The organism is Bacillus sp. SB49 (genome assembly GCF_000469135.2).
GTDB lineage: Bacteria > Bacillota > Bacilli > Bacillales > Halobacillaceae > Halobacillus.
In genome coordinates, this window is sequence record NZ_CP048117.1 from 1,334,289 (window position 1) to 1,351,120 (window position 16,832).

Below are 16,832 nucleotides of genomic sequence, written 5' to 3' on the forward strand. Positions count from 1 at the left end.
TTTGTTCCCTTTTCCAGGCATAATCCGTAAAGCCGCGACATCGAATGAAAAAAAGGGGAGGAATGGAACATGAGGCATGGAGAAGGGCGAATCATGAAGGTGACCGGAAGCGGGACAGTCGACGTCATTCCGGACAGAGCCGTATTAGAGGTCGGTGTCGTGACAGAGAAAGAGAGCCTGGAGCAGGCACAGAAAGAAAATGCCGCTGTCACGGAGAGAGTGAAGCGGCAGCTGATGCAGGCGGGTGTTCCGGAAGAAGCGGTCCAAACATCGCAATATACGATATTTCCGGAATATGACTACGTGGACGGGAGCCAGGTCTTTCGGGGGTATCAGGTGACCCATCTCCTTCAAATTACGATCGACCAGGTGGAACGGACCGGTTATTTAATCGATACCGCTGTCGCCAATGGGGCCAACCGTGTTTCCAGCATTACATTCACCATCAGGAATCCGGAACAGGCTTATCAACAGGCATTGACTAAAGCCCTGGCCGGTGCCGTTACCCATGCCGGGACAATGGCAGAGGCGATGGCTGTGCAGCTTGACCCGACACCGGTCCGTATGACGGAAATCAGGAGTGGAACCGAGCCCGTGCAGCCGTTCCAGAAGACGCAGATGCTCCAAGGTTCCGCCACACCGATTCAGCCGGGAACGATCGAAACATCCGCAGCCGTGGAGGTGTGGTTTCAATATTTGCCTTGATCCCCACAGGTGCCTGTGGGTTTTTTTGCGTACAGCGGACATAGCAGATTCTGAAAAAGGACAATCTATGCAAAAGGTTCAAAAGAAACAAGATAATTTTTTCGAGGAAAAGGTACGTTTTTTACATAGGCGCATAAAATATAACTGAAACAAAAAAAGTTGCACTAAGGAAAAACTTCGAGTAAAATGTCGATTAGATAGTACGAGATAGAAGGAGAGGTAGTATGGAAAATGTATTATTAGCCTTCGGGCTCACATTATTTGCAGGATTGGCGACCGGGATCGGCAGCGTGCTCGCCTTTTTCACTTCCACGACAAACACAAGGTTCCTATCGCTGGCACTCGGGTTCTCGGCAGGGGTGATGATCTATGTGTCGATGGTGGAAATTTTCTTTAAAGCACAGGATTCGCTGACGAGTGCGCTCGGTGAAGTCCCTGGGAAGTGGTCGACGGTCGGTGCCTTCTTCGGCGGAATGCTCGTCATTGCTCTGATTGACCGCTTGATTCCGAAAGCCGGAAATCCGCACGAAGTGAAGAAAGTCGAAGATATGAAGAGCGGCGGTGCTTCCGCTGTCCATGATCCGGCTCTTCTGAAGATGGGAACTTTCACGGCACTAGCTATAGCGATTCACAACTTTCCGGAAGGGATTGCCACGTTCACAGCCGCGCTTAATGATCCGACGCTTGGGATTGCGATTGCCGCAGCCATAGCAATCCACAACATCCCGGAGGGAATCGCGGTGTCCGTTCCCATTTACTTCGCAACTGGAGATAAGAAGAAGGCGTTCAAGCTTTCCTTCTTAAGCGGGTTATCTGAGCCGCTTGGTGCTATTCTCGCCTTTCTGATTCTCATGCCGTTTCTGAATGATGTCATGTTCGGAGTGTTGTTCGCCGGTGTTGCCGGAATCATGGTCTTCATTTCCCTTGATGAACTGCTTCCGGCTTCGAGACGGTACGGGGAAGCACACTTATCCATTTACGGTGTCGTAGCCGGTATGGCTGTGATGGCGCTCAGCTTATTGCTATTCATCTGAATTTTACTCATCGAAAAAACCCTTCCACTATATAGGTGGAAGGGTTTTTTATGTCAGTATGCTTTTTCTTCGATCAGGTCCTGGATCGTCCGGGCGGTCGTTTCTTTCGGGCGATGGACGAGCCGCCAGTTCAATTGAATGCCGTCCTTATGCTTACGTCCCAAACGGATGTGGTCCTCTTCGATGGATACAGAGGTTTCCTCTGCAAGGGAGGCGAGCTTATCGGCAGCCTTTTGTTTAAACCATGCCTTTGTCTGCTCCCGCCAGGCTTCCTGACGCTTCTCTTCGTTCCACTCCTGTGGGAAATGGAAGGCGAACCCTCCTTTACGGAAGGCGAAGGAAGCCTCGGTCGAGTCCGGCTCCGGGTGGATCTTCAGCTTATAGGAGCGGCCAAGGTAGGGAATCCGCTGTTCCTCTTCGTTAAAATCAACGGCATCGAGGATGTACAAGTCTTCATGGGTGCCGCACCAACGATCGATGATCCAGCCGGCTTTTTTCTCGACGAAAGCGCGGATCCGTGCTTCTTCCTTATTGGAAGCAGCCGTCACCTGTACGCCGTTCAAATCGTCCATATAAATTTTGATAAACGGGACATCCGGTTTTTTATGTAGGTCATAGTGTATTTCTTTGTCATCATATACAATGGTCTGCATGAGTATTCTCTCCTTTATTCTATTAACCAGTTTAATGGAGACGGAAGATTCCGTCAAAAGTCCAAGATTGAGATAAAAGTGTTACAAATTTATTAATAAATGGAAGTAAATAGCATGTAAACGCTTGATTGTAACAAAAAGTTAACAAAGATGCGCCTGTTAATGTGAAATATTTGTGAAAGGGAGGTGAAATTCTACAAAATCTGATATAATCATTCAAGCCCTAGTAGTATGGATGAGAGTCATAGATGTCTCATTCTTGTACTTATAAATAATAGTCTGATAGGAGGGTTAAAACAAATGAAAGCTAAACATCTGCGTTCTAGATGGCTAGGACTACTTCCACTAAGCCTGGTATTGTTCCTGAGCGGCTGTGGGCAAATGACTGTGCTTAACCCGAAAGGTCCAGTGGCGGAAAGCCAGAAAGATCTAATCGTATATTCCTTATGGTTCATGCTTGGAATTGTCGTGGTTGTTTTTGCACTATTTGCGTATATGGTCATCAAGTACCGCGATCGTCCTGGTCGAGGCGATAAGGACTATGCTCCGAACCTTCACGGTAACACAGCTATTGAAGTTGTTTGGACAGTTATTCCGATCATTATCGTTACATTACTATCGATCCCGACGGTCACTACATTGTTCGACCTGGAGAAACCTCCAGAACCTGCTGCAGGAGAAGAGGCGAAAGAACCTCTGGTCGTTTATGCGACAGCAGCGGATTGGAAATGGTTCTTCAGTTATCCGGAACAGGACATTGAAACAGTGAACTACTTACACATTCCGACGGATCGTCCGATCGAATTCCGATTGACATCCGCAGACTCCATGTCCGCACTTTGGATCCCGGCACTCGGTGGTCAGAAGTACAACATGGCAGGAATGATGACGAAGCTTTATCTTCAGGCAGATGAAGAAGGGGTCTACGATGGACGTAACTCCAACTTCAACGGAGAAGGTTTCGCAGCACAGACGTTCAAAGTTCATGCGGAAAGCGAAGAGAACTTTAACAGCTGGGTCAGCGATATCCAGAACGAGTCTCCGGAACTTACACAGGATCAATACAATGATTTGGTCAAACCTGGTCTGACAGACAAATCATCTTATTCCTCTACGCACTTGGAATTTGTTGATCACGGTACACATGAAGGAGCGTCTTACGTCGTTGACAGATACTTCGATCTTTATGGAGAGAAGCTGCACTTAGGTAACGACGAGGTTGAAACACAAGAAACATTCGATTAAGAAAGCAGGTGAGAGGACATGCACATTACTGATATATTAGTCACCGGCGAACCGCTTATTTACGGCGCTATGGTGTCGATTGCACTCGTTTCGATCGCAATCGTCTTCGTATTGACGTATTTCAAGAAATGGGGCTGGCTTTGGCGTGAATGGTTGACTACCGTCGACCATAAGAAAATCGGAATCATGTACATCCTGGCTGCACTGCTCATGTTATTCCGTGGTGGTGTCGACGCCTTAATGATGAGGATCCAGCTTGCTTTTCCAGGGCTTGGATTCCTAGATTCCCAACACTATAATGAAATCTTTACGACACACGGTACGATCATGATCATCTTCATGGCGATGCCGTTCCTTATCGGTTTGATGAACATTATCGTTCCATTGCAAATCGGAGCACGTGACTTCGCGTTCCCTTATTTGAACGCTGTCAGCTTCTGGTCGTTTGCATTCGGAGCTATTCTATTCAACATTTCCTTCGTCATCGGGGGATCACCGGACGCTGGTTGGACAAGTTACACACCGCTTGCAGGTGCGGCAATGAGTCCAGGACCGGGTCAGAACTTCTACTTGATGGGCTTACAGCTCTCGGGTATCGGTACATTGGGTACCGGAATCAACTTGATGGTAACCATCCTTAAGATGCGTGCCCCTGGTATGAAACTGTTCCATATGCCGATCTTCACTTGGTCGACATTGGTTACATGTTTCATCATCGTGTTCGCATTCCCAATCCTTACAGTAGCGCTTGCGCTGCTTACAATCGACCGTATCTTCGGTGCTCAGTTCTTCACATTAACCGGAGAAGGACTGCCGATGATGTGGGCGAACTTATTCTGGATGTGGGGACACCCTGAGGTTTACATCGTTATTCTGCCGGCATTCGGTATCTTCTCCGAAGTCATTGCGGCTTTCGCGAAGAAACGATTGTTCGGTTACAACGCCATGGTTTGGTCCATGATCATTATTGCACTACTAAGTTTCCTTGTTTGGGTACACCACTTCTTCACGATGGGAGCAGGCGCGTTCGTAAACTCCGTCTTCTCTGTATCGACGATGTTGATCGCTGTACCAACAGGGGTTAAAATCTTTAACTGGCTTGCGACATTGTACAAGTCGAAAATCGAAATTACCGTACCGATGCTTTGGTCTCTATCCTTCATTCCGAGTTTCGTACTCGGCGGGGTGACAGGGGTTATGCTCGGTATGGCAGCAGCGGACTACCAGTTCCATAACTCTTACTTCCTGATCGCGCACTTCCACTACGTGCTGATCGCCGGAACAGTCTTCGGTTGTTTCGCAGGTTTGACTTACTGGTATCCGAAGATGTTCGGTCACAAGATGAACGAACGTCTCGGGAAATGGGCATTCTGGTTGTTCTTTGCCGGCTTCCATGTCTGCTTCTTCCCGCAGTATTTCCTAGGTTTGGATGGAATGCCTCGTCGTTTGTTCATCACAAACGTAGTCGAGTGGCTTCCATTGAACGTCATCTCTACTGTCGGTGCATTTGGAATGGGACTTGGTTTCATCGTCTTCGTTTACAACGTTTACTACAGCTACCGCTATGCAGAACGTGAAACAAGCGGCGACTCCTGGGGCCATGGACGTACGCTTGAGTGGTCTACGACAACTCCTGTACCGTTCTATAACTTTGCTACCGTACCATACGTCGATCGTATCGACCCGTATGAGCGCATGAGAGAAGAAGGTCAAACGACATTCGACGAATCGAAATTGAAGCCGATCCACATGCCGAGTTACACCGGGCAGCCGATCATCATGATGACATTCCTGTTCATCGGAAGCTTCGGTCTCGTCTTCGAGTGGATGCCTGTGGCGATCTTCGGTCTTGTTGGTGGTGTGATCATGATGATCATCCGTTCCTTCGACTACGATGACGGTTACTATGTAAGCGTCGATGAAGTGAAACGCATCGAGCGAAAAGCGAGGGGGTTATGATATGGCTGCAGAAGAATTGAAAACAGGTCCATTAGAATACCGGACGCAAGAAGGACAGATGAGTATTCTCGGATTTTGGATTTTCCTTGGAGCCGAAGTCGTACTTTTCTCTACGCTGTTCGCAACGTATGCCGTCCTATTCGGCCGTACAGCTGATGCACCGACACCTGGTGAGTTGTTCGAGCCAGGCATCGTGTTAATCATGACGTTCCTGCTTTTGGTGAGTAGTTTCACGTGTGGACTTGCGATTCACCAAATGCGTAAAGGGAATGTCAAAGGCATGACGTTATGGATGATCATAACGCTTGCCCTTGGTTTAGGATTCCTTGGATTCGAAATCTTCGAGTTCTTCCATTATACGCACGAAGGCGCGACACTGCAGTCGGCTGCCTTCTGGTCAGCATTCTTCGTCCTTGCCGGAACCCACGGGCTTCACGTAACCCTTGGTATCGGATGGGCGATCGGACTTCTGATTCAACTAAGAAAACGCGGACTTACAACTAAGACAAGTCGAAAATTCTTTATCGTCAGTTTGTACTGGCACTTCCTGGACGTTGTGTGGATCTTCATCTTCACAGCTGTCTATCTGATAGGGATGGTGGTCTAGATGGCAGATACGTCAAAGAAAGTACCGACTAGTCACGTAATAGGATTCTTGTTATCCGTCGTTATGACGCTTGTCGCTGCTTGGGCAGCAATCAATTCCGACCTTCCAGTTGCAGTGATCATTTCAGGTATTCTGATTCTGGCGCTGCTTCAGGCTGGTGTTCAGTTGTTCATGTTCATGCACATCACAGAAAAGGGCAGCGGTGGCGGTCATGTTCCATGGAATATGATGTTCCACGGTTTCGCTCTTGCTGCGATTCTCGTAGCAGGTTCCTTATTCACGATGTCCTTCGGGTTCCAACACGGGGAACACGGAGACCACGGGGACATGGAAAACATGAATCACGAGGAAATGAATATGGACAGTGGAGAACACAGCGGGCATTAATACATCAAACAGGGGGAGAAAGTAATGGAACAGAAACAGCAGATGGACAATGAGCAGGCACCAATGATCGGAGGCTTGCAGTGGAAGCATATGATCGGGTTTGTTCTATGTGTCGTATTGGCGGCTTTCTCTCTTACAGGTGCGATGTATTCTCATTATGAACCGACTTTCGTTCTCTATATCCTGAGCGGTGTCGCTTTTGTTCAGGCGATGATTCAGCTGTTCAAAGCGCAGCCGATCGAGGATCAATAACAGAAAGGCCTCTTCCTTAATAGTAAGGAAGAGGCTTTTTTTTATGGAGAGGGGCGTGCTGCAAAAAAAGAACGCTTTTTGCGCGCGTCAGGCAGTCTTCTTGAAGCTTTCCTCTTCCAACTTTAATTCGCTTTTCTTTTTCTCCCATAAAAGACCCCTTACCGGCAGGCGGTAAGGGGTCTTTTCACTTCGCTGAATTATATTTTGTCCGGCGCTTCGATTTTCTCTTGAAGTGCCTGTTTGTAGATCGGGCCTTCTTTGACGGTTGCTATGAAGAACATCACCCATCCGATATGTGTACCGATGAGGGCGAGGTAGAACATCGTCCATGTCGGTGAGAATGCGGTAGGTGTTGTATAAAGGAGTACTTGGAAGTAATAGACCCACATGCCCATAAGCAAGACAGAATGAACGATCGCAAAAGCAGGTTTCTTCATCATCAGAAACAAAATCGGAGTCACTGTCGCCAACAACAAGAACATGGATGCTACACCCATTATATTCATCTCCTTTGTTACACTAGTTTGTGTAAACGGTTTCTTTGTATTCATTGTAACAGAAATTTCTTATTTTGGACACAAAATGTTCGAAATTTATTTAAAAATAGGCTTGCTTATTGCTGTATCCCTTGATAATACAGGCTTTAAGCTTGTTCATATTTAGGAATAAAAAGTGTCTGAAGGAAGAAATATCCTCCAAAAAAGGGGCGGGGTCCTCCCGTATGATTTGATGGTTTTTTAGAAAAATAACATTGCAATCGCTTACTTTAGTTTTGGCTTTTTTTCGCCGGGGTATCTCTGAGTTAAGTGAAAAAAACAGGGAGGATTTAACATTTCGTTCTTGTCATCTTTTCACTACATAACTTAGGGAGGATTTCATATGATAGGCATCATCATCTTCAGCTTTCTTTTTTACACCATATTCGTCGCCTGGTATTCGTGGTTCAAAACGCGGAAAACGAATCTTTCCAGTTCAGATGGATATTTTCTGGGAGGGCGCAGCCTGACGGGCGTCGTCATCGCAGGGTCTTTAATATTAACCAATCTTTCGACGGAGCAGCTTGTCGGTTTGAACGGACAAGGGTTTTCGGAAACTATGGCAGTCATGGGCTGGGAAGTGACGAGTCCACTGGTGCTCATCCTGATGGCGTTCGTATTTCTTCCAAGGTATTTGAAGTCCGGCATCACGACCATTCCTGATTTCCTTGAGCAGCGGTATGACAGAAAAACGAGACAGATCGTTTCTGTCCTTTTCCTGCTTGGTTATGCGGTCGCCTATTTACCGACGGTCCTTTATTCTGGAGCGTTGGTGCTGGACAGCATTTTCTCTTTATCAAGCATTGCAGGTACGAGTCAGATCATGACTGTTTCCATCGTGGCGGCAGCAATCGGCATCATCGGCTGCGGTTATGTTATCTTCGGAGGGCTACGGGCTTGTGCAATCAGTGATACCATCAATGGGATCGGTCTCATAATCGGCGGTCTCTTGATTCCGATCCTTGCACTTGTGGCGATCGGCGGAGGAGATCTTGTCGGCGGCTTTAAAGAATTGATCGATAAGAATCCCGCTAAGCTGAACGCAATTGGTAATCATGAATCCTCGGTACCCTGGACGGTGCTGTTGACAGGACTCTTGTTCAATAATCTTTTTTACTGGTGTACGAACCAGTCCATCATCCAGCGGACCTTCGCTGCGAAGAATCTGGCTGAAGGGCAAAAGGGAGTCTTGTTCGCCGGTTTATTCAAGATATTCGGGGTATTCTTCCTCGTCCTGCCGGGAATCATCGCCTCTTTCCTTTACGGGAATACTCTTCCTACAGGGGATATGGCTTATCCGACACTCGTCAGTGATGTCTTGCCGCTTGCACTGTCAGGATTTCTAGCTGCCGTTTTGTTCGGAGCAATCTTAAGCTCGTTCAATGCTGCCTTGAACAGTTCGATTACGTTATTCACGCTTGATATATATCAACCGATTTTTAAACCGGAAGCATCCGAGAGGGAGCTTGTTAAAGCGGGACGCTTCTTCGCAGGAGCACTGGCTCTCGTTTCCGTGCTCGTCGCACCATTTATCATATTTGCACCCTCCGGACTGTACAGTTACTTACAGGAGATGTTCGGATTCTATAACCTGCCGATCATTGCCATGGTCCTCGTCGGCTTCTTCAGCAAATATGTGCCGGCCAGTGCACCGAAGATTACGATCATTGTTCACTTGATCGCCTATTCGTTGAGTAAGGTTTTTCTCGGGCATGTCAACTTCCTTTATGTCCTCGCGATCCTGTTCCCGCTGAACATCTTTATTATGGTGCTGGTAGGAAAACTGAAACCGCGCATCACACCTTATGTTCTTCTCGATGCAGGAAAAGTGGACTTGACCCCTTGGAAACACGCGAAGGCCTTCACCATTTTCACCATTAGTTTGATGATCGCGATGTATGTCTTCTTCTCTCCGATCGGAATCGCAGAATCTGCAGGTGGCTACTCGCCGCTGTCCGTCGTCTTCATGATCGGATCACTCGCGCTGCTTGGAGCCGTCTTCTGGTTCTTCAAGCGAACGGAAACGCGGAGAGAAAGAGTGAAAGCAGGTCCAATTTCTCCGAAAGTGACCCAGCTGCATAAATGAGCGTTTAATGAAAGTAGAGGAAGGAAATTATATAAATAAAGTTGTGGATGAGGAGGATCATACATGACAAAACAAGAGCGGTATGAAGCAGTAGTCGAAGGATATACCTGCTGTTGGACGTGTATTGTGTGCTTATTTCGAAGAAACTGAAGCGAGAAGCTGCCGGGAATGTACCCGACAGCTTTTTTTATTTGTAAAATATTTCTTGACTTTCCACCATCCTAGTTATATGGTTAGTTACATAACTAATGAACCAACGAAGAGGTGCTTTTATGGATCGTGATTTGGCGGTCGACAAGCCGATATTTCAACAAATAGCGGAAAAAGTCGAAGCAGGCATTTTGGATCAATCGATAACCGAAGGGGAAAGGGTCCCATCAACGAATGAATTCGCCAAGTTCTATCAGATCAATCCCGCGACGGCTGCCAAAGGAATCAATCTGCTGGTGGATGAGGGGATCATATTCAAGAAGAGGGGAATCGGCATGTTTGTTGCAGAAGGTGCGCGGGCTATCGTACTCAAAAAGCGTAAAACGGTTTTCTATGAAGAGTATATTCTTCCTTTGAAGGAGGAAGCAGAGAAAATCGGGTTGGATAAGGAAGAACTGGATCGTCTATTAGGGGAGGCGGGAATCAAATGAAAATCGAACTGAAGAACTTGACGAAAAAGTATGGAGAGAAAACGGCGCTGAACGGGATCAACTTGACGCTGGAAGAAAATAAATTCTACGGGCTGCTTGGAAAGAACGGAGCAGGAAAGACGACCTTGATGCAGCTTTTGGCCGGTCACACGCTTCCCACTTCCGGGGAGGTGCTGGTGGATGGGCAGTCCCCGTTTGATAATAGGACGGTGCTGCAGGATATATGCCTGATCAATGAGACGAGCAACTTTAAGCGGCGCCTGAAAATTAAAGATGTGCTGAAGATTGTCTCCATGTTTTACCCGAATTGGTCCCAGGAAACGGCTGACCGCCTCATGGAGAAATTCCACCTGCACCCACGCACGAACGCCAGCGGACTTTCCAAAGGAATGGAATCAGCGCTTGGAATCATCATCGGTCTGTCTTCAAGGGCGAAGATTACGATATTCGACGAACCGTATATCGGACTCGACGCAGCTGCCCGGTATATGTTTTATGACTTGTTGCTGGAAGAATTTCAAGAATTTCCGCGTACGTTTCTGCTTTCGACGCACTTGATTGATGAGGTAAGCCGGCTGTTTGAAGAGGTAATCATGCTTCATAATGGTGAAATCATGTTTCATGATCAGGCGGAAGCGATGGTTCAGAAGAGCTTGAAGGTCGCCGGCATGAAAGAAAAGGTGGATGCTTTCACCACGGATAAGCATGTATTAAAAGAGCAGGAAATGATGGGGATGAAAACGGTGTGGTTGTATGGAGAGGGCTATTCGCTTGAAGGCGCCAGAAATGCCGGGCTTGAAGCGGAGCATATTTCCATGCAGGGCATCATGGTTCATTTGACGGAACTCGAAGGGGTGGAGAAGAATGCTTAGGGATTTAAAAGGGATTTTCTATTATTTATTAATCGATTACCGCTTTTCCTTTCTAGTGTTTTGGAGCATATTAACGGCGACGCTCGTTGGGTTTACGCTGCTTTCTATTCTTGTTCCGGACAGTTCCATGATTGTCTTTACAAGTCCCATCGTCTTCGTTTTCTGTGTTATTTCCGGCCTTAATATGACGAAGGAAACTTTCCCGTTCTGTGTGAAAATGGGGACGACGCGTACCCGGTATCTGCTCGGTACGTTCGCTTTCAGCCTGTTTTTCTCTCTCGTTTTATCCATGGTTCATCTCGGGATTGTACGTGGATTCCGGGCAGTCCTGGATGCGGAAAAGATATCAAGCATCCGTCACTATTCCCTTATGGACATGTTGGATGTGCAGGCAGCCTGGTATAACGAAATCTGGGTGCTTGGTTTATTGTTCTTTCTGTTCATCTCCATCGGGTTCCTGCTCGGTTCCGTCTTTTACCGATACGGCCTTATTGGAGGCTTCAGCGGGGTGGCGGTCTTTGGGGTGTTGATGATGCTTCCTGTCACGAAGGATTATCTGTTCAGTGAGGTTTTTCGACTTCAGGGGATGACGCTTCACGTGGATTTCCTCCTTCTTCTGGTTGCAGCCCTGTTGACTTTCGTTCCGAGCTGGATGGTCCTAAGAAAAGCCTCGACGACTGCTGCAAGAGCAAGATAAGAGCGTCCTGGTGAAAGGAACAGCAGTAATTATGGGAGGGATCATTCCGGCAAAGGGTAGAGGGAAATGGGCAGACTCCGACGGGATTAGCGGGACAGGAGAGACCCTGGAAGAACAACGCGATGAGGAGGCTCACCGGCCGCCGCGTGGAAAGCGTCCCATTTCCCGGACCCCGCCCTCTCCCTAGCTGGGAATCACTTCTTCAAAAAGCTGAAAGCCCCGCTGATACCTATCAGCGGGGCTTTCGTCCTTTTTATAAGGAGATCTTGGCTTTTCGTTTCTGGAAGTCGATATCGGAATAGTAGGCGTTCTTGACGAGTACGTTCGGTCCGAGACATTCGACAGCGGGGCAGTGGCAGTTCAGGCTTTTTGCTGTGTCTGTTTCCATCCATTGCTGGTAAGCGTCCGTCAGCTTCGTATCCTGGATGTTGCCGAGGCCCGGTTCGTCTCCGAAATCGGTCACGATGATATCGCCGCTGAAGATGTTTACATTCAGGCGGGAACGTCCGTCCGGATCATTTCTGACCGTTACATTCTTTGCACTATACAAACGTTTAAGCATGTCCAAATCTTCGTCGGAAGTGCTGCAAGGGTAGTAGGGCAGCGTGCCGAACAGCATCCACATATCTTCATCACGGTGATCCAGCAGGCGGTTGATACCTTCCCGCATTTCTTCCAAGCTCAGTGTTTCAAGCGCGCTAGCGAAATCGACCGGATACATCGGGTGGATTTCGTGGCGGGCGCACTTCATTTCCTTGACATGGTCATGGATCGATTCCAGATAAGGGAATGTCCGTTTGTTCAGCATCGTTTCTGCAGATACCATGACGCCTTCTGCGGCGAGTTTCTGGGAGTTCTCCACCATCCGGTCGAAGAACTTCCTGCGTGCCTCCTCCGACGGCTTTCTTTCCATGCGGGCGAAGCCGGTCGTAACGAACTCCTCGATCGTTCCCCAGTTATGAGAAATATGTAGCACATCGAGATAAGGGATGATCGGAACATAGCGCTCGTACGGCAGCGTCAGATTGGAATTAATCTGAGTCCGAACGCCGCGCTCATGGGCATATTTAAGAAGTGGCAGGACATAATTGTCGACCGATTTCTTCGACATCATCGGTTCTCCGCCGGTGATGCTCAAGGTGCGCAGGTGAGGGATTTCATCCAGACGATTAATGATCAGGTCCATCGGCAGGGCATCCGGGTCCTTCGACTGCAGCGTATAACCGACAGCACAGTGCGCACAGCGCATGTTGCAGAGTGTCGTCGTCGTAAATTCTATGTTGGATAACGTCATGTCTCCGTGTTCCTTTACATCCATGTAAGCTTCCCAAGGATCAAAGGATGGGGAGAGTTCTTGAAGCTTCATGTTGGTACTCATAAGTATGAAACTTCCTTTCTATTAAAATTGGTTTAGGACAAACCCTTCCTATTCTAACACTATTCTAGAGATAACCATACCATTCCTGCTCGGATTTCTCCGGGGACATCGGACTTTTTGGAAAAGCTTTTAAATGTAAAAAGGTTTTGACATGTTTGTTTCTTTCTCTATACTGAATATGTGAAAAGTTTTTACATAATGAGGGGACCTCTGATTGAATATTTGCATCCGGTCCAAAAGGAAAACGAGGAAGAACTCTCCGGATGTACTGGCAAAACGGCGCCTGGTGACGAGGGAGACGATTAATACGACTCGACACGGAAACCCGCCTTTCCATTGTCTCTCGCGTTAAAAACATCCGAAGACGAGCTGTTTTCGTATGAGGAGGAAAAGAAATGAAGTGGAAGAAGCAGGACGAAATGGAGAAACACCAAAGCGGTAGGGCGGCAAAGAATGGGTTTGTCTATTATACCGTCGTACTCTTGATCTGGTCGATCTATAATCAGATCACGAAAGGGGGCGACGGCGGCTGGCAGTATACCATTCTCATTGGAGGAGTCGCCGTCTACTTCCTGTCCCGCGTGTACTATAACCGAAAAGTAAATGGCTGAGGGACCATCTCTCTAAAAAAAGACCGGAACCCGTCTGACGGGTTCCGGTCTTTTCAGGAGGAGAAACAGCACGGAAAGGGTAAAGTTCCCTCTCTCGCATAGAATAAAGATGGACCATTGACCTCCGGCTAACGTTCTGTTTTAGTCAGAATTATTAGAAAATTATTACAATAGATGAAGTTCTTTGCTATGGTTATAAGTAAATAAACTGGATGGGAGGCCCATACATATATGATTTCAATGAAGAAAAAGCACGTCGTCGTTCCGCTGCTTGCATCTTTTTTAATGTTTTCCTCGTACCAAGCTCCTGCGGAATCGGAAGTGGATGCGGCAAAGGAGGAATCGGGTTTGAAGAAGAAGCTGGATACGGTGCTTGCAGATGAAGATTTGAAAGGGGCTCTTGCCGGGGTCAGTATCCGGATGGCGGAAACCGGCGAAGTGATCTATGAGCATGATGCCCACACAAGGCTGAAGCCGGCTTCCAATATGAAGCTGTTCAGTGGGGCCGCGGCGATGGATCAGCTTGGTCCTGACTATACATTTTCTACAGAAGTCTATGCAGAGGGGACGATTCGGGGGCATAAGCTGCATGGCGACTTGTATTTGAAAGGCAAGGGAGACCCGACCTTGATGATGGAAGACCTTGAGAAGATGGCGGAAGAATTGAAGGAGAATGGCATACGAGAAGTGAAAGGGGATTTGATCGCGGACGATACATGGTATGACGACGTCCGGCTTTCTGAAGACATTACGTGGAACGATGAAACCCACTACTACGGTGCGCAGGTCTCTGCTTTGACCGTGGCGCCGAATGAAGATTACGACGCCGGGACGGTCATCGTCGCTGCCTATCCGGCAGAGAAGGAAGGGGACCCGGCTCGTGTGGAAGTCACGCCGAAGACGGATTATGTGAAAATCATCAACCGGACGAAAACGGTGCCGGCAGATGGGGAGAGGGATATATCGATGGAAAGGGAGCATGAAACGAACCGGATCATCGTGGAAGGAACGATTCCTCTCGACTCAAGCAGATCCCGCTCTTGGATAGCCGTATCGGAACCGACCGGACTTGCTTTGGACGTATTCCGAAGCGCCTTGGAGGAACAAGGGATCAAAGTGAAAGGAAAAAACAAGGAAGGGAAGCGGACACCAAAGAAAGCTCTCAAGCTGATCACTCATGAATCGATGCCGCTTGAGGAGCTGTTTATTCCGTTCATGAAGCTGAGCAACAACGGCCATGCGGAGGTGCTGGTGAAGGAAATGGGGAAAGTCGTCCATGACGAAGGCAGCTGGGAGAAGGGGCTTGAAGTCGTGGATAGTTATCTGAAAAGCGCCGGTGTCGACACGTCCACCCTCCGATTAAGAGACGGTTCCGGGATGTCCCATGTCAACATGATTCCCGCTCATGAAATATCGGAGCTGCTTTATCAGGTCCAGGACGAAAAATGGTTCCCTGCCTATTTGAATTCCCTGCCCGTTGCAGGGAATGCCGAACGGTTCGTCGGCGGCACCATCCGTTCCCGAATGCAGGACACGGCTGCCGAGGATAACGTACAGGCAAAGACCGGATCGTTGACAGGGGTTTCCTCTTTATCGGGCTATGTGACGACAAAAGACGGAGAGAAGCTTATTTTCTCTATTGTTTTGAATAATTACCTGGTCGAGGATGTCGGAGACCTGGAAGACCGGATCGCAGTCATTCTGGCGGAACATCGATTTGTAGAGGAAGAGTAATTACTGATTATGGAAGATCGATTGCGGCATCGTGTGGAGAGGAATGGGCAGAGTCCATCAGGCTCACCGGCCAAAGAAAATTACTTCTTCAACAACCTGAAGTCAAGGCGCTCTTAAGTTTCCCGACTATATGGAAAAAGGATCAGAGAAGGCTCTGATCCTTTTTTGATTGGACAATTATGATTCTGGATTGGTACGGTCGGTTTCTTTTTTATCCACAAAAGCGGATCCTACCATATCACCGAATACGTTCGAGGCCGTTCCTGCCATCCCGATCAGGACGTCAACGCCTGCAATTAAGGCGACGATTTCAAGCGGGAGGTTGAACATCGTAAGCACGGCTGCGAGGGTGACGAGTCCGGCAGCGGGAATGCCTGCTGTCCCGATCGACAGCAGTGTGCCGATGACGACGATGGTGATGAAGTCCATGACGGTTAAATCAAGCCCTGTCACATTGGCGGCGAACACGATGGAAACACCCATACGCAGGGCGCCGCCATCCGAGTTGAACACGGCTCCGATCGGTAGGCTGAAGTTCACAATCCGATCGGAAATGCCGGCTTTCTTCGCCGATTCCATCGCAACGGGCAGGGAAGCGATACTGCTTGATGTAAAGAATGCCGTAACATAGGCGTCCTTCGTACTAGCGAAAAAGTCACGAACGTGCCACTTCGCAAGTTTTAAGAAAGACGTATATACTAGCAGCCAAAGCAGAAGGACACCTAAGTAAAACACACCGGTAAACGCGAACAGCGAGCGGAAGGTCTCCCATCCTTGACTGCCGAATGTCGAAGCACCGATCGCAAAGATTCCGACAGGCGCATAGAGAAGGATCCCCTGCAGAAGCAGGAAGAACAGGTCATTGGCCGCCGAGAAAAACTGGTGCAGCGTCTCTCCTGATTTCTTGAGTTCGTCCTTGTCCGAATAGCGCATCTTCACCAAAGCGAGGCCGGTGATGACGGCAAGGAAAAGAATGCCCATCAGCTCCCCGGAAGAAAACGCAGTGAACAAGTTGTCCGGGACGATGTTAAGCAGTACATCGGAAAATCCGGGCGTTTCCGGCTTTTCGACATCCGCGTTTGGCAGTTCCAGCCCGGCTCCCGGGTTGATCCACAGGGCGAGTGCTACCCCGATAAGGACAGCTGCAGCGGTCGTTATGCCGTAATAGACGAGCAGCTTCCCTCCAATTCTGCCAAGGTACCTCGGGTTCATTTGATTGATTGCAAGGACGACGGTCAGGAATATGACCGGAACAGCGATCAAATTCAACAAATTGATCAATATCGTACCGAGCGGTTTGACCGCCTCCATGGACGGGCCGAAAAGGATGCCGGCTCCGATCCCGAGCAGGAAACCGAGCGTCATTTTCAATAGAAAAGAAGAATCTTTGTATAAGTGCCAAATCTTTTTCATACTTTCACCTCTTTATAAGCAA

At 48.2% G+C, this 16,832-nt stretch carries 17 protein-coding genes; 13 read left to right on the forward strand and 4 right to left on the reverse strand.

Translation table 11 applies throughout. The features are described 5' to 3' along the window. Positions 1-69: 69 nt before the first annotated feature. Both M662_RS06995 and zupT read left to right on the forward strand, forming a co-directional pair. A complete protein-coding gene (locus M662_RS06995; protein WP_026578492.1) occupies positions 70-705 on the forward strand; it encodes an SIMPL domain-containing protein in 636 nt (211 codons plus the stop codon). A 224-nt stretch (positions 706-929) separates the two neighbouring features. Further along, positions 930-1,739, forward strand: a complete 810-nt coding sequence (zupT, locus tag M662_RS07000) for a zinc transporter ZupT (protein ID WP_026578493.1) — start codon at positions 930-932, stop codon at positions 1,737-1,739. Positions 1,740-1,792: 53 nt separating this feature from the next. Here zupT and M662_RS07005 read toward each other — a convergent pair whose 3' ends face one another. Next, entirely contained in the window at positions 1,793-2,392 is a 600-nt protein-coding gene (locus M662_RS07005) for a YgjP-like metallopeptidase domain-containing protein (RefSeq protein WP_026578494.1), read from the reverse strand. Between the two features lie 300 nt (positions 2,393-2,692). On the opposite strand from M662_RS07005, the gene qoxA reads away from it, so the two are divergent. From qoxA to M662_RS07030, 5 genes are read left to right on the forward strand one after another with little or no spacing between them, the layout of a single operon-like run. Further along, positions 2,693-3,637: a cytochrome aa3 quinol oxidase subunit II gene (gene qoxA / locus M662_RS07010; RefSeq protein WP_008637393.1), complete on the forward strand. Its 945-nt coding sequence runs from the start codon at positions 2,693-2,695 to the stop codon at positions 3,635-3,637. Between the two features lie 18 nt (positions 3,638-3,655). Next, complete coding sequence (qoxB, locus tag M662_RS07015; RefSeq protein WP_026578495.1) at positions 3,656-5,596, forward strand: cytochrome aa3 quinol oxidase subunit I; 1,941 nt, start codon at positions 3,656-3,658, stop codon at positions 5,594-5,596. A gap of 1 nt (position 5,597) precedes the next feature. Further along, positions 5,598-6,203: a cytochrome aa3 quinol oxidase subunit III gene (gene qoxC, locus M662_RS07020; RefSeq protein ID WP_008637396.1), complete on the forward strand. Its 606-nt coding sequence runs from the start codon at positions 5,598-5,600 to the stop codon at positions 6,201-6,203. Then, complete coding sequence (gene qoxD / locus M662_RS07025; protein WP_008637398.1) at positions 6,204-6,590, forward strand: cytochrome aa3 quinol oxidase subunit IV; 387 nt, start codon at positions 6,204-6,206, stop codon at positions 6,588-6,590. Positions 6,591-6,614: 24 nt separating this feature from the next. Beyond that, positions 6,615-6,842, forward strand: coding sequence for a hypothetical protein (locus M662_RS07030; protein ID WP_008637400.1), 228 nt, complete (start codon positions 6,615-6,617; stop codon positions 6,840-6,842). 197 nt (positions 6,843-7,039) lie between these two features. Here M662_RS07030 and M662_RS07035 read toward each other — a convergent pair whose 3' ends face one another. Continuing rightward, positions 7,040-7,339 (reverse strand): hypothetical protein, encoded by a 300-nt coding sequence (locus tag M662_RS07035; RefSeq protein ID WP_008637402.1) that lies wholly within the window; start codon positions 7,337-7,339, stop codon positions 7,040-7,042. Positions 7,340-7,721: 382 nt separating this feature from the next. Here M662_RS07035 and M662_RS07040 point away from each other — a divergent pair, with 382 nt between their 5' ends. The 4 genes from M662_RS07040 (at position 7,722) to M662_RS07055 (ending at position 11,674) form a co-directional block, all read left to right on the forward strand. Then, complete coding sequence (locus M662_RS07040; RefSeq protein ID WP_035388472.1) at positions 7,722-9,464, forward strand: solute:sodium symporter family transporter; 1,743 nt, start codon at positions 7,722-7,724, stop codon at positions 9,462-9,464. 272 nt (positions 9,465-9,736) lie between these two features. After that, positions 9,737-10,105, forward strand: a complete 369-nt coding sequence (locus tag M662_RS07045) for a GntR family transcriptional regulator (RefSeq protein WP_008637408.1) — start codon at positions 9,737-9,739, stop codon at positions 10,103-10,105. Next, entirely contained in the window at positions 10,102-10,977 is an 876-nt protein-coding gene (locus M662_RS07050; RefSeq protein ID WP_008637410.1) for an ABC transporter ATP-binding protein, read from the forward strand. Before M662_RS07045 ends, M662_RS07050 begins: the two co-directional genes overlap by 4 nt. Continuing rightward, positions 10,970-11,674: a hypothetical protein gene (locus M662_RS07055; RefSeq protein ID WP_008637418.1), complete on the forward strand. Its 705-nt coding sequence runs from the start codon at positions 10,970-10,972 to the stop codon at positions 11,672-11,674. The genes M662_RS07050 and M662_RS07055 overlap by 8 nt, the downstream gene beginning before the upstream one ends. 253 nt (positions 11,675-11,927) lie before the next feature. Here the strand turns inward: M662_RS07055 and yfkAB are convergent, their stop codons facing one another. After that, positions 11,928-13,052 carry a radical SAM/CxCxxxxC motif protein YfkAB gene (gene yfkAB / locus M662_RS07060; RefSeq protein WP_026578496.1) on the reverse strand — a complete coding sequence of 375 codons (1,125 nt, stop codon included), beginning with the start codon at positions 13,050-13,052 and terminating at the stop codon, positions 11,928-11,930. Between the two features lie 395 nt (positions 13,053-13,447). Between yfkAB and M662_RS07065 the strand changes: the two genes are divergently transcribed. Together M662_RS07065 and dacB are read left to right on the forward strand one after the other, a co-directional pair. Further along, entirely contained in the window at positions 13,448-13,663 is a 216-nt protein-coding gene (locus tag M662_RS07065; RefSeq protein WP_026578497.1) for a hypothetical protein, read from the forward strand. A gap of 240 nt (positions 13,664-13,903) precedes the next feature. After that, a complete protein-coding gene (gene dacB, locus M662_RS07070; protein ID WP_026578498.1) occupies positions 13,904-15,397 on the forward strand; it encodes a D-alanyl-D-alanine carboxypeptidase/D-alanyl-D-alanine endopeptidase in 1,494 nt (497 codons plus the stop codon). A 177-nt stretch (positions 15,398-15,574) separates the two neighbouring features. Here the strand turns inward: dacB and M662_RS07075 are convergent, their stop codons facing one another. After that, positions 15,575-16,810 (reverse strand): dicarboxylate/amino acid:cation symporter, encoded by a 1,236-nt coding sequence (locus M662_RS07075; protein ID WP_026578499.1) that lies wholly within the window; start codon positions 16,808-16,810, stop codon positions 15,575-15,577. Positions 16,811-16,832: the final 22 nt, after the last annotated feature.